The 12,756-nt window shown below is 70.3% G+C and carries 7 protein-coding genes; 5 read left to right on the forward strand and 2 right to left on the reverse strand.

Annotated features, from left to right (window positions below):
- The first annotated feature begins 17 nt into the window (after positions 1-17).
- From LXT21_RS19785 to LXT21_RS19795, 3 genes are all read left to right on the forward strand, one after another.
- On the forward strand, positions 18-1,049 hold the full coding sequence (locus LXT21_RS19785; protein ID WP_254039706.1) for a nucleotidyltransferase family protein: 1,032 nt from the start codon (positions 18-20) through the stop codon (positions 1,047-1,049).
- A gap of 395 nt (positions 1,050-1,444) precedes the next feature.
- Positions 1,445-3,349 (forward strand): malto-oligosyltrehalose trehalohydrolase, encoded by a 1,905-nt coding sequence (gene treZ, locus LXT21_RS19790; RefSeq protein WP_254039707.1) that lies wholly within the window; start codon positions 1,445-1,447, stop codon positions 3,347-3,349.
- A gap of 5 nt (positions 3,350-3,354) precedes the next feature.
- Complete coding sequence (locus LXT21_RS19795) at positions 3,355-5,364, forward strand: amylo-alpha-1,6-glucosidase (RefSeq protein WP_254039708.1); 2,010 nt, start codon at positions 3,355-3,357, stop codon at positions 5,362-5,364.
- Positions 5,365-5,435: 71 nt separating this feature from the next.
- Here the strand turns inward: LXT21_RS19795 and LXT21_RS19800 are convergent, their stop codons facing one another.
- Both LXT21_RS19800 and LXT21_RS19805 read right to left on the reverse strand, forming a co-directional pair.
- Positions 5,436-6,200, reverse strand: a complete 765-nt coding sequence (locus LXT21_RS19800) for a Stp1/IreP family PP2C-type Ser/Thr phosphatase (RefSeq protein WP_254039709.1) — start codon at positions 6,198-6,200, stop codon at positions 5,436-5,438.
- A gap of 90 nt (positions 6,201-6,290) precedes the next feature.
- Positions 6,291-6,668 (reverse strand): DUF192 domain-containing protein, encoded by a 378-nt coding sequence (locus LXT21_RS19805; protein ID WP_254039710.1) that lies wholly within the window; start codon positions 6,666-6,668, stop codon positions 6,291-6,293.
- Positions 6,669-6,685: 17 nt separating this feature from the next.
- Here LXT21_RS19805 and LXT21_RS19810 point away from each other — a divergent pair, with 17 nt between their 5' ends.
- Both LXT21_RS19810 and LXT21_RS19815 read left to right on the forward strand, forming a co-directional pair.
- Positions 6,686-7,189: a tRNA (cytidine(34)-2'-O)-methyltransferase gene (locus LXT21_RS19810; protein WP_254039711.1), complete on the forward strand. Its 504-nt coding sequence runs from the start codon at positions 6,686-6,688 to the stop codon at positions 7,187-7,189.
- Positions 7,190-7,223: 34 nt separating this feature from the next.
- Positions 7,224-12,737: a DnaJ domain-containing protein gene (locus LXT21_RS19815; protein WP_254040118.1), complete on the forward strand. Its 5,514-nt coding sequence runs from the start codon at positions 7,224-7,226 to the stop codon at positions 12,735-12,737.
- Positions 12,738-12,756 lie beyond the last annotated feature (19 nt).

The following is a 12,756-nucleotide window of genomic DNA, read 5'->3' on the forward strand; positions in this document are numbered from 1 at the left end:
AGGGAGGGGAGGCGACGATGAAGGCGATGGTCCTCTGCGCGGGGCTGGGCACGCGGCTGCGTCCGCTGACGGAGCGCTGGCCCAAGCCCGCGCTGCCGCTGTTGGGGCAGCCGCTGCTCCGCTACCACCTGGCGGTGCTGAAGGCCGCGGGCGTGACGGCGGTGGGCATCAACACGCACCACCTGCCGGACACGATGGAGGCGGTGGCGCGCGAGGAGTGCGCGCGCGCGGGGCTGCCGCTGCACGTGGTGCGCGAGCCCGTCATCCAGGGCACGGGTGGCGGCATCCGGGGCCTGAGGGACTTCCTCTCCGACGGGGACTTCCTCGTCTTCAACGGGGACATCCTCTACCCGGTGGACCTGCGGCCCGTGGTCGCCATGCACCAGGCGTCCGGTGCGCTGGCGACCATGGTGTTGCAGCCGATGCCGGAGGGGGAGAAGTACGCGGCGGTGGAGCTGGACGGCGCGGGGCAGGTCCAGCGCATCGCGGGCCATGGTCCCGGAGGCGAGGGCCTGACGCCGTGGCACTTCACCGGCGTGCACGTGATGTCTCCGCGCGTCTTCGACTTCATGAGCGCGCAGGGGCCCGAGGACATCAACCGGGAGGTCTACGCGCGCGCGATGACGGCGGGGCAGGTCGTGCGGGGCGTCCGCGTGGATGGGTACTGGTCCGACCTGGGGACGCCGTCGCGCTATCTGGCCACGGTGCGAGACGTGCTCGCGGGGCAGGTGCGGCTGGAGTGGCTGGGCGCGGCCTCGCCGCTCGCGGGGACGGTGCGGGGGCCGGGCGCGTCGTGGGCGCATCCGGAGGCGGACGTGCGCGCCGCCCGGGTGGAGGGGCCCGCGTACTTCGAGCGGGGCGTGTCGCTCGCGGAGGGCGTCGTCGTGGGCGCGGGTGTGTCGCTCGGCGCCGAGGTGAAGGTGGGCGCGGGGGCACAGCTCCGCCGCGCCGCCGTGTTCGAGGCGACGGAGATTGCCCCGGGCGAGACGCTCGAGGAGGTCCTCGCCTGGACGCAGCACCGGATTCCCGCGCCGCTCACCGGGCGCTGAATCCCTCGCGCTGGGAGGGTGACCGGCGCGCGCTGAACGCCGGGTCGCCTGGCCGCGCCCGTGTTCGCGGGTGGGTGTCCCGGTTGCTCGACCGTCCGACCTCGCGGGAGGACGTCTGTCGGGCATGAGCGTGCGGTGGTCCTCCTGTTTCCTCGACAGGCCTTCGCGAGGGAGGGGCCGCCCCGGGTGGATGTGGAAGGCCGCTCCCGCTCGTGCCGGGCATGACGGAGGGCCCGCGCTGCCGGCAGGAGGGCCGGCACCGCGGTTCAGCTGGGTCGGCGAGCAGCCGCGGTGCTCCTTCCGTCCGTCGCCGCCGGGAGCGCCACGTCTTACTGTTCGTGCTGGTGCCTCGTTCGCGCAGGTCCGCGTCCGGCGCCCGATGGGAGGTCGGGGGAATGACGTGGCGAGGGACGTTGGGAGCCAGGCCCGTGGGGCCGGGCGGCACGCACTTTCGAGTCTGGGCGCCCCGCCGTCGCATGGTCGAGGTCGCCGTCCAGGGCGCGGCGCGTCCGCTGGCCCTCACCCGGGATGCGCGAGGCTACTTCGAGGGCGTCCATCCCGTGTCGGTGGGCGCGCTGTACAAGTATCGGCTCGATGATCGCGAGGAGTTCCCCGACCCCGCGTCGCGCTTCCAGCCCGACGGGCCGCACGGACACAGCGAGGTGGTGGACCCGTGGACGCACGCATGGAGCGACGGCGACTGGAAGGGGCTCGCCTCCATGCGAGGCCAGGTGCTGTACGAGCTGCACGTGGGCACCTTCACGCCCGAGGGCACCTACGAGGCGGCCCGCGAGAAGCTGTCCCTGCTCGCGGAGCTGGGCATCACCTGCCTGGAGCTGATGCCGCTGCACACGTGTCCTGGCCGCTTCAACTGGGGTTATGACGGCGCGCAGCTCTTCGCGCCCACTCCCGCCTACGGTCGCCCCGAGTCGCTGCGAGCCTTCGTGGAGGCCGCGCACCGGCTGGGCCTCGGCGTGGTGCTGGACGTCGTCTACAACCACCTGGGCCCGGACGGGAACTACCTGGCCCAGTACGCCCCTGGCTACTTCACGAAGAAGTACCCGAACGAGTGGGGCGAGCCGACGAACTTCGATGACGGCGAGGACGCGGGGCCCTGCCGCGATTTCTTCGTCGAGAACGCCTGCGCGTGGATGGCCGAGTACCACTTCGATGGCTTGCGCCTGGACGCGACGCAGAGCCTCTATGACGACGGGCCCCGGCACATCGTCCAGGTCATCACCCAGGCCGCGCGCGAGGCGGCGGGTGGACGCGCCGTGCTCATCATCGCGGAGAACGAACCCCAGGATGCGCGGTGCGTCCGCGTGCCCGAGCAGGGCGGCTGGGGCGCGGATGGGCTCTGGGTGGATGACTTCCACCACTCGGCCCGCGTCGCGGCCACCGGGCGCGCCGAGGCGTACCTGCAGGACTACCGCGGCAACGCGCAGGAGCTCCTGTCGTGCGTGCTGCGCAACTCCCTCTACCAGGGCCAGTACTACCGCTGGCAGAAGAAGGCCCGCGGCGGTCCTCTCTGGCGCGTGCCCGCGAGCGCGTGTGTCTTCTACCTCCAGAATCACGACCAGCTCGCCAACATGCTCGGAGGCCACCGGCTGCACCACGTCGGCGGCGAGCGTCGCGCGCGGGTGCTCACCACGCTGTGGCTCCTGTCGCCCCAGACGCCCCTGTTCTTCATGGGCCAGGAGTGGTTCGCCGACTCCCCGTTCCATTACTTCGTGGACCACAAGCCGGAGCTGCAGGCGGTGGTGCGCCAGGGACGCGACGCGTTCATCGGCCAGTTCGAGAGCGCGCGCCACGCCCTCGAGCGCGAGGGGTACGAGGAGCCCCTGGATGAGCGCGCCTTCCACCGCTCCCGACTCGACTGGAGTGAGCGGGAGCGACGCGTGGGGCCGCTCACGTTGCACCGCGAGCTCTTGCGCCTGCGCCGCGAGGACCCGGTGCTCGCCCGGCAGGAGGGGGGCCAGCTGATGGGGGCCGTCCTCTCCGAGAGCGCCTTCCTGCTGCGCTACCTGGGAAGCGAGGCGGAGGGGGACCGTCTGTTGCTCGTCAACCTGGGGAGCGAGCTGGAGCTGTCTCCTTGTCCCGAGCCATTGTTGGCCCCGCCCCGGGATGAAGGGTGGCGTATCGGACTGTCCAGTGAAGAGGTTCGATTCGGAGGGACAGGCTCTTGCTCACTGGATTCACTGAGGGTCGAGACGTCGTGGCGCGTGCCGGGGATGACCGCCCTGTGGATGACGAGCACCCGGGAGCGCAGGACCCGCCCCGGGCCTCGGATGGCAGGATGAGCCGCATGCGCGGACTGCCAGAGGTGAGGTTCGGATGGCCCGGGGGCGCCCCGGCGGCGGAGGTGCTCGGCCGGGAGTGGCTGGTGACGAATGGCCTGGGGGGATACGCCTCCAGCACCCTCGCGGGGGTGAACTCACGCCGCTACCACGGCCTCTTCATCCCCAACCTGCCCGAGCGGGGCCGCACCGTCATGCTGTCGCGGCTCATCGAGACGGCCCGGGTGGAGGGGCAGGTGTACCGGCTCGAAGGCGAGGTGCGCGCGGACGGGACGCTGGCGGGCGACACGTCGCTGTTGCGTGGCTTCCGTTTGGATGGCCTCATCCCCGAGTGGGACTACGTGTTGGGCCCCACGCGGCTTCGTCGCAGGCTGGTGCTGGTGCACGGCGAGAACACGCTCTTCATCGAGTGGGCCCACCTGTCCGGGCCCGCCGTGAAGCTGCGCCTGAGGCCCTTTCCCACCTTCCGCATCCACGAGCACGACTTCCCCCACGGCTACTGCCAGCCCAAGGTCATCCTCCAGGGGGAGCGCATCGAGATGTGCGCGGACAAGGACGCGGAGCCCTTGCGCTTGCGGCTGTACGCGGACGGCGCGGTGCCCTTCGTGGCGCTGCCGGAAATCTCGCCGCCGCTGCTGTACCGCACCGAGCGCGCGCGGGGGATGCCGCATGTGGAGACGCAGGCGAGCCCCGGCTACTTCGAGTGCACGGTGAAGCCCGGAGGCCGGCTGGCGCTGGGCGCCACGGTGCGGGACTGGGCGGCGTTGGACCGAGACCCGGCCATCAGCTTCGACATGGAGCGCGAGCGCGAGTGGCGCCTGTTGGAGCGGGCGCCGGCGCAGGCCCGGAAGGACACGGCGGCGCGGCTGGTGCTCGCGGCGGATCAGTTCATCGTGGACCCCATGCGTCCGCGCGACGACGCGTGGGCGCGGGCCATCGGCGAGGATGCGCGCAGCGTCATCGCGGGCTACCCGTGGTTCACGGACTGGGGCCGCGACACGATGATTTCGCTCGAGGGCCTGACGGTGTCCACGGGCCGCTTGCGCGAGGCGGCGGCGATTCTGCGCACGTTCCGCCACCACATCCGCGACGGCCTCCTGCCCAACCTCTTCCCGGAGGGCGGCGCCGAGGGCCTGTACCACACGGCCGACGCCACGCTCTGGTTCTTCCACGCGGTGGACCGCTACGTCACGGCGTCCCGGGACGAGGAGCTCCTGCGCGAGTTCTTCCCCACGCTGGAGGACATCGTCCAGAAGCACTTGAAGGGCACCCGCCACCACATCCGCATCGACCCGGATGACGGGCTGTTGACGCAGGGCGAGCAGGGCTACCAGCTCACCTGGATGGACGCGAAGGTGGATGGCTGGGTGGTGACGCCCCGGCGGGGCAAGGCGGTGGAGCTCAACGCGCTGTGGTTCAACGCCGTGAAGCTGATGGCGGAGTGGGCCGGGCAGCTGGGCGTGGACCCCTCGCCGTACACCCAGGCCGCCGAGCGCGCGCAGGCGTCGTTCAACCAGCGCTTCTGGAATCCGCGCGCCGAGTGCCTGTTCGACGTGGTGGACGCGGAGGGTGGAGGCAACGACGAGGCGGTGCGGCCGAATCAAATCTTCGCCCTGTCGCTCAAGTACCCGGTGCTCGCGCGCGACAAGTGGGCCGCGGTGGTGCGCAAGGTGGAGGAGGAGCTGCTCACGCCCGTGGGGCTGCGCTCCCTGGCGTCGGACCACGCCGACTACAAGGCCACCTACGATGGGGACCTGCGCGCGCGCGACGCGGCCTATCACCAGGGCACGGTGTGGAGCTGGCTCATCGGCCACTACGTGGACGCGGCGCTGAGGGTGCAGCCGGACCGTGCCCACCTGCGCGACGTCATGGACGGCCTGGAGGCGCACCTGCGACAGGCGGGCGTGGGGCAGGTGAGCGAAATCTTCGACGCCACGCCCCCCTTCCGTCCCAGGGGGTGCATCGCCCAGGCGTGGGGCGTGGCGGAGGCGCTGCGCGTCTTCCTGCGAACCGCCTGAGCAGGCTCAGGCGAGGGCTGCGAACCGCCTGGGGGGAACCCAGGCGGGGCTTCGAACCACCCGGAGCAGACTCAGGCCGGGTGGTAGCGGGCGAGCACGCAGGTGACGTTGTCGTTGCCGCCCGCGGCGTTGGCCATGTCGATGAGCTGGGAGCACGCCTTGTCCAGCTCCGGCGTGCGCCCGAGGATCTCCTGCATCTGCGCGTCGGTGACCATGCCGCTCAGGCCGTCCGAGCACAGCAGGAAGACATCGCCCGGCTGGGGCTCCACGCGGGAGACGTCCACCTGGACGTTCTCCTTCATGCCCAGCGCGCGCACGATGACGTTCTTGTGCGGGAAGTTCTCCACCTCCTCGGGCGAGAGCTTCTTCGCCTTGAGGTAGTCGTTGAGCAGCGAGTGGTCCTCGGTGATCTGCTTGAGGGCGCCGGAGCGGAAGAAGTACACGCGGCTGTCGCCCACGTGCCCGACGTAGGCCACGTCGCTGGCGAAGTGCACGCTGACGATGGTCGTCCCCATGCCCTTGTACTTCGACTCGCTGCTGGCCTTCTCGTAGATGCGCGCGTTGGCGAGCTTGATGCCGGTGGCCAGCCGGTTCTCGTCATAGTTGCGCTGCTTGTCCATCTTGAAGGGCCAGGTGCTGTCCTGGTCCCGGGACGTCATCTGGTAGAACTCACCCAGCTCGCGCACGGCGATCTGGCTGGCAATCTCTCCAGAGGAGTGGCCACCCATTCCATCCGCGACGATGAAGAGGTGCTCCTCGGGCAGCATGAGGAAGTTGTCCTCGTTGTGATTCCGCTTCATCCCGACGTGGGTGCTGCCGGCTACCTCGATGCGCATGCGCGGGGACTCTTCTAAGGGGACGAGAAACTGGCGGAGCACGTTAACAAAGCGCTCGGAAATCGGTCAAAACTCCTGCGCATCGGGCGGTCAGCCAGGGGACATCGGGGGTGGGGAGGCAGGCTCGAAGCTCAAGCGGTCCCCTTCCTGGGTGCCGCTGGCGGCGAGCACGCCCGCGGGCAACTCCAGCACGGAGCGTGCCTGGAGGTACACGGAGGTCGCCCGCCAGGGAGGCAGGGCCATCATCTGCTTGACGATGCGCCCCTGGGCGTCCAGGAAGGCGACGTCGATGGGAATGCGCATGAAGAACGTGTGGATGGAGTTACAGGGCTGGATGTGGAGGCCCTCGCCCACGGCGAGCTCGGTGCGGCCCATCAACCCCTTGAAGCGGTGGGCGAAGGACGTGGCCTTCTCCGCCCGGTCCGCCAGCGGCCTCTGCCGCGTCTCGTTGGTCACCTTCCAGCGCATGTAGCGCGTTCTACCCCATGCTCGAGCCCCTGGCGCGTCCTCTGCATCTGGTCCTGGTCTCTCCCCAGATTCCCCCCAACACGGGCAACGTGGCCCGGCTGTGCGCGGTGACGGGCTGCCGGCTCATCCTGGTGGAGCCCCTGGGGTTCTCCATCGATGACCGCCAGCTCAAGCGGGCGGGGTTGGACTACTGGGACAAGGTATTTCTCCGCCTGTATCCAACGTATGCGGCCTACGTGGAGGCGTATCCGGAGGCGCGGCGGTGGTTGTTCTCGGCGCGGGCCCAGACGTCGTTGTTCGAGGCGCGGTTCGAGGCGGGGGACCACCTGGTGTTCGGCTCGGAGGTGACGGGGTTGGTGCCGGAGGTGATGGAGGGGGGGACGGGGACGGCGGTGACGATTCCGATGTTGGAGGGGGTGCGGAGCATGAACCTGTCCACGGCGGTGGGGGTGGGGACGTATGAGGCCCTGCGACAGGTCTGTTTCAGCGGGGTGGGCAGGCGGGCACCCTCGGCAAGTTGAGGGGCGGTGTGGAGGGACTACACTGGGGCGCAGGATGACCCCGTCGCAGGCCGCCGAAGCGCTGTATTCCGCCCACAAGTCCCGAGCCACGGGCTGGTTGACGCTGTCCGCTGGAGGGCGCGAGTCGCGGCTGTCCTTGCGCGAGGGTGACCTCGTGGGGGCTCGGCTGGGGTTTGGCTATCAGAGTCCGGCGCAGGCGTTGTTGCAGGGTGGCCTGTTGGACGCGGAGGCGTTGGACGGGTTGTGGGCGCGGGGTGGGGCGGGGACGCCGGACGAGGATTTGTTGGAGGCGCGGGGGCTGGCCGCGGAGGTGGTGGCGGAGCAGCAGGTGCTCGCGCAGGTGCGCCGGCTGAGTGAACTGGCGGAGCGCGCGGCCTTCGAGGCGGGGAGTGTGGAGGCGGAGTTCGAGCCCATCTCCGGGGTGAGGGTGGTGCGGGCCGCGCTGGAGCGGGGTGGGGCGGAGGGGGCGGGGACGCGGGTGTATCGGTGCGCGGAGGTGTCCGCGTGCGCGCCGTGGGTGACGGATGCGGCGGAGCGGGAGCTGCTGGAGACGCTCGGGGAGTTCCGGCGGCCGGAGGGGTTGACGCCCGTGCACGAGGCGTTGCTGCTCGTGCTGGAGCGGGAGGGGGCTGTCGAGGCGTTGTCGGTGGAGGAGTGGGAGGCGCTGGAGGAGGCGCGGCGACGGGCGGAGGAGGAGGCTCGTCGGGCCGAAGAGGCTCGGCTGGCGGAGGAGGCTCGCCTCGCCGAAGAGGCTCGTGTCGCGGAAGAGGCGCGACTGGCTGAAGAGGCTCGTGTCGCGGAAGAGGCGCGACTGGCTGAGGAGGCTCGTCTCGCTGAAGAGGCTCGTGTCGCGGAAGAGGCTCGCCTCGCTGAAGAGGCTCGTGTCGCGGAAGAGGCGCGACTGGCTGAGGAGGCCCGTCTCGCTGAAGAGGCGCGACTGGCGGAGGAGGCTCGCCTCGCTGAAGAGGCTCGTGTCGCGGAAGAGGCGCGACTGGCTGAGGAGGCTCGTCTCGCTGAAGAGGCTCGTCTCCGTGCTGAGGAAGAGCGTCGGGCCGAAGAAGCTCGCCTTGCCGAAGAGGCTCGCCTCGCTGAAGAAGCTCGTGTCGCGGAAGAGGCGCGACTGGCTGAGGAGGCTCGCCTCGCTGAAGTGGCTCGTCTCCGTGCTGAGGAAGAGCGTCGGGCTGAAGAGGCACGACTCCGTGCGGAGGAAGAACGACGGGTTGAAGAGGCCCGTCTCGCTGAAGAGGCTCGGCTGGCAGAAGAGGCCCGTGTCGCCGAAGAGGCGCGACTGGCGGAAGCGGCTCGGCTGGCAGAAGAGGCCCGTGTCGCCGAAGAGGCGCGACTGGCGGAAGCGGCTCGCGTCGCCGAAGAGGCCCGCCTCGCTGAAGAGGCCCGTGTCGCTGAAGAGGCTCGTGTCGCGGAAGAGGCGCGACTGGCGGAAGCGGCTCGCGTCGCCGAAGAGGTCCGCCTCGCTGAAGAGGCGCGGCTGGCGGAAGAAGCTCGTCTCGCTGAAGAGGCGCGGCTGAAGGAAGAGGCCCGCGTCGCTGAAGAAGCGCGACTGGCGGAAGAGGCTCGTGTCGCGGAAGAGGCCCGCCTTGCTGAAGAGGCTCGCGTCGCGGAAGAGGCGCGACTGGCGGAAGAGGCTCGTGTCGCGGAAGAGGCCCGCCTTGCTGAAGAGGCTCGCGTCGCGGAAGAGGCGCGACTGGCGGAAGAGGCGCGACTGGCGGAAGAGGCTCGTGTCGCGGAAGAGGCCCGCCTCGCTGAAGAGGCCCGCGTCGCTGAAGAAGCGCGACTGGCGGAAGAGGCTCGTGTCGCGGAAGAGGCCCGCCTTGCTGAAGAGGCTCGCGTCGCGGAAGAGGCGCGACTGGCGGAAGAGGCTCGTGTCGCCGAAGAGGCCCGCCTCGCTGAAGAGGCCCGCGTCGCTGAAGAAGCGCGACTGGCGGAAGAGGCTCGCCTCGCCGAAGAGGCCCGCGTCGCTGAAGAGGCCCGCCTCGCTGAAGAGGCTCGTGTCGCGGAAGAGGCCCGCGTCGCTGAAGAGGCTCGGCTCGAGGAAGAAGCCCGTGCCGCTGAAGAGGCTCGGCTTCGTGCGGAGGAGGAGCGTCGAGCTGAAGAAGCGCGACTAGCGGAAGAGGCCCGCGTCGCTGAAGAGGCTCGGCTCGAGGAAGAAGCCCGTGCCGCTGAAGAGGCTCGGCTTCGTGCGGAGGAGGAGCGTCGAGCCGAAGAGGCCCGCCTCGCCGAAGAGGCGCGACTGGCGGAAGAGGCCCGCCTCGCAGAAGAAGCTCGGCTTCGTGCGGAGGAGGATCGTCGAGCTGAAGAGGCGCGACTGGCCGAAGAGGCGCGCCTCGCCGAAGAGGCCCGTGTCGCGGAAGAGGCGCGACTGGCGGAAGAGGCGCGACTGGCGGAAGAGGCCCGCCTCGCAGAAGAGGCTCGGCTTCGTGCGGAGGAGGAGCGTCGAGCTGAAGAAGCGCGACTGGCCGAAGAGGCCCGTGTCGCGGAAGAGGCCCGCCTCGCAGAAGAAGCTCGGCTTCGTGCGGAGGAGGAGCGTCGAGCTGAAGAGGCGCGACTGGTCGAAGAGGCCCGTGTCGCGGAAGAGGCGCGACTGGCGGAAGAGGCCCGCCTCGCAGAAGAGGCTCGGCTTCGTGCGGAGGAGGAGCGTCGAGCTGAAGAGGCGCGACTGGCCGAAGAGGCGCACCTTGCGGAAGAGGCGCGACTGGCGGAAGAGGCTCGGCTTCGTGCGGAGGAGGAGCGTCGAGCTGAAGAGGCGCGACTGGCCGAAGAGGTGCGCCTTGCGGAAGAGGCGCGACTGGCCGAAGAGGCCCGTGTCGCGGAAGAGGCCCGCCTCGCTGAAGAGGCGCGACTGTCCGAAGAGGCCCGCCTCGCAGAAGAGGCTCGGCTTCGTGCGGAGGAGGAGCGTCGAGCTGAAGAGGCGCGACTGGCCGAAGAGGCCCGCCTCGCCGAAGAGGCGCGACTGGCGGAAGAGGCCCGCCTCGCAGAAGAAGCTCGGCTTCGTGCGGAGGAGGAGCGTCGAGCTGAAGAGGCGCGACTGGTCGAAGAGGCGCGCCTTGCGGAAGAAGCCCGTGTCGCTGAAGAGGCCCGCCTCCGAGCAGAAGATGAGCGTCGGGCTGAAGAGGTCCGCCTCGCGGAAGAAGCTCGGCTTGCTGAAGAGACGCGTCTTCGTGAAGAGGAAGAACGTCGGGCTGAGGAGACTCGTCTCGTTGAGGAAGCGCGATTGGCTGAAGAGGCTCGCGCTACCGAAGCGGCTCGGCATGCGGAGGAGGCCCGAGTCGCCGAAGAGACTCGCCTCGCTGAAGAGGCTCGTCTTCGTGCAGAGGCAGAGCGTCTCGCGGAAGAAGCCCGTCTCGCTGAAGAGTCCCGCGTCGCCGAAGAGACTCGCCTCGCTGAAGAGGCTCGTCTTCGTGCGGAGGAAGCCCGTCTCGCTGAAGAGGCCCGTCGTGCCGAAGAACTCCGACTCGAGGTCGAGCGTCGCAGGGCTGACGCGGTTCGCCGCGCGAAAGAGGCACGTCAGGCCGAACAGGCCCGCCTCGCGGAGGAACAGCACCAGGCCGAACAGGCCCGCCTCGCGGAGGAACAGCACCAGGCCGAACAGGCCCGTCTCGCGGAGACCCAGGCCCTTCAACTCCCAGCCCCCACGGCCCCCACGCAGGAGGACATCGGCGAGCTGATGCTCGACGTCGGCGACATCATCCCCGCCGACGACGTCGAAGAAGCCCCGTCTCCCACCTCGTCACGCGCCTCCAACGTCCCGCCGCTCGCGGCATCCTCCCTCACCCTCCAGGGCGAGAGCCGCGAAGCCCTGCGCTCCGCCAGGGACCGCGCCCAGGCCGAACTCCTCCATGACATGGAGGAGGCCCTGCGCCGCTCGAAGTCGCAGCCGCTCGAGCCCTGGCTCGCGGAGGAGCCGGCCCGCTCCGTCGTCCCGCCCACCCGCACCAAGGACCGGGTCCCCGTCCAGGATGAGTCCTGGCGTGCGACGCAGACCTCCCTCACCTCGGAGCCGGAGCCCGAGGACCTCCCCCTGCTCGAGGCCGAACCCGAGCCCGAACTCTGGGCGGAAGCCGTCCCCGCCGCCGAGCCGCTCCCCACCCCTCCACCCCGCGCCGCCTCCGGTCCCCCTGTCCTCACCCCGGTCGAGCCCCCGGTCCTGATGCCGGACCTGGACACCCTCATCGAGGGCTCTCCCGAGAGTGAAGACGATGACAGCCTCTGGGCCTCCCGCCCGGCCCCCGTCGCCGCGCCGCCCCCCCTTCGCCTGGGCCCCACGCCCGCCAAGAACAAGCGGGCCAGCGAGGACGACCTGTGGCGCATCGTCTCCTTCGACAAGGACGAGGCCGCCGAGACCCTGACCGCCTCCTTCGAAGCCGCCCTCCAGCAGGTGGATGCCCACCTGGAGACGCTCGTCCGCTCGGATGTCAATCAGGCGAACGCCGGCGCGGACGAGCCCCCGGTCGAAGCCATCGTCGAAGCAACCATTGAAGCGGACTTCGAGACCTTCCCCGGTGACAACACCGGCCCAACTGGCGAGACTGCGTGGTCCGAGCCGTCTGGAGACTTGGACGACTGGGACTTCGACGAGGACGACGTGGCGGCAGACCCCTCCAATCCCGACGAGGCCGCGAAACTCCGGCGCCAGCGCCTGCTTCGCCGTGCGATGGAGAACATGGGCGTGCTCGGGGGCCGCGGGGCGCCCACCGCCCCCGTGGGCACCGCCCCCGTCACGGAGGCCGGCCCCGCGGCGGCGCCCGCCGCCCCCACCGAGCCCCCCAAGCCGGACGAGGCCCGACAGGCCCAGCTCATCGAGCAGCGCTACGCCGATGTGCAGGCCCGCAAGGACCACTTCTACGTCCTCGGCGTCCCCCAGGATGCCCCCAGGGACCAGGTGAAGGCCGCCTTCCTGAGCCTCGCCAAGGTCTTCCACCCGGACCGGCTCCCGCCGACGCTGCCGCACCTGGCGCAGAAGATAACGTCCGTCTTCGAGGCCATCCGCGAGGCCTACGAGGTCCTCTACGACGACGCCCGCCGCAAGGCCTACATCCAGACCCTCCAGGCCCAGCAGGCGCTGCCCAAGCCGCCGCCGCCGGCCTCGGGCGGGTCCACCGGGTCCGCGCGCCCCGCACCGGGACGTCCGGAGAGCAGCCCCGATGACCTCTACAAGATGGGCGAGGTCTACTTCCGCAAGCGCGACTTCACCACCGCGTCGGAGCACTACGAGCGCGCCCACGCCCTGGACCCCAAGGCCACCTACCTGGCCGCGCGCGCCTGGGCCATCTACATGGACCCCGCCCGGAAGGCGGACATGGCCAAGGCCAAGCAGATGATGCTGGACGCGGTCAAGGCGGACCCGAACTGCGACCGCGCGCACTACCAGCTGGGCGTCATCGCCCGCGTCGAGGGCGACATGGACCGGGCCGAGCGCCACTTCCGCGAGGCGGTCCGCGCCAACTCCAAGCACCTGGAGGCCAACCAGGAGCTGCGGCTGATCGACATGCGCAAGAAGAACCCACCCAAGAAGGGCGGGTTCTTCCGCTGATGCCGCCCTCGTAGCGCTT

Source organism: Myxococcus guangdongensis (assembly GCF_024198255.1).
Classification (GTDB): Bacteria; Myxococcota; Myxococcia; order Myxococcales; family Myxococcaceae; genus Myxococcus; species Myxococcus guangdongensis.

Excerpts from the sequence above, each read along its gene's own strand:
- LXT21_RS19815 (WP_254040118.1), top strand. The coding sequence starts at position 7,224 with ATGACCCCGTCGCAGGCCGCCGAAGCGCTGTATTCCGCCCACAAGTCC.
- LXT21_RS19810 (WP_254039711.1), top strand. The coding sequence starts at position 6,686 with ATGCTCGAGCCCCTGGCGCGTCCTCTGCATCTGGTCCTGGTCTCTCCC.
- treZ (WP_254039707.1), top strand. The coding sequence starts at position 1,445 with ATGACGTGGCGAGGGACGTTGGGAGCCAGGCCCGTGGGGCCGGGCGGC.
- LXT21_RS19795 (WP_254039708.1), top strand. The coding sequence starts at position 3,355 with ATGCGCGGACTGCCAGAGGTGAGGTTCGGATGGCCCGGGGGCGCCCCG.
- LXT21_RS19800 (WP_254039709.1), bottom strand. The coding sequence starts at position 6,200 with ATGCGCATCGAGGTAGCCGGCAGCACCCACGTCGGGATGAAGCGGAAT.
- LXT21_RS19805 (WP_254039710.1), bottom strand. The coding sequence starts at position 6,668 with ATGCGCTGGAAGGTGACCAACGAGACGCGGCAGAGGCCGCTGGCGGAC.
- LXT21_RS19785 (WP_254039706.1), top strand. The coding sequence starts at position 18 with ATGAAGGCGATGGTCCTCTGCGCGGGGCTGGGCACGCGGCTGCGTCCG.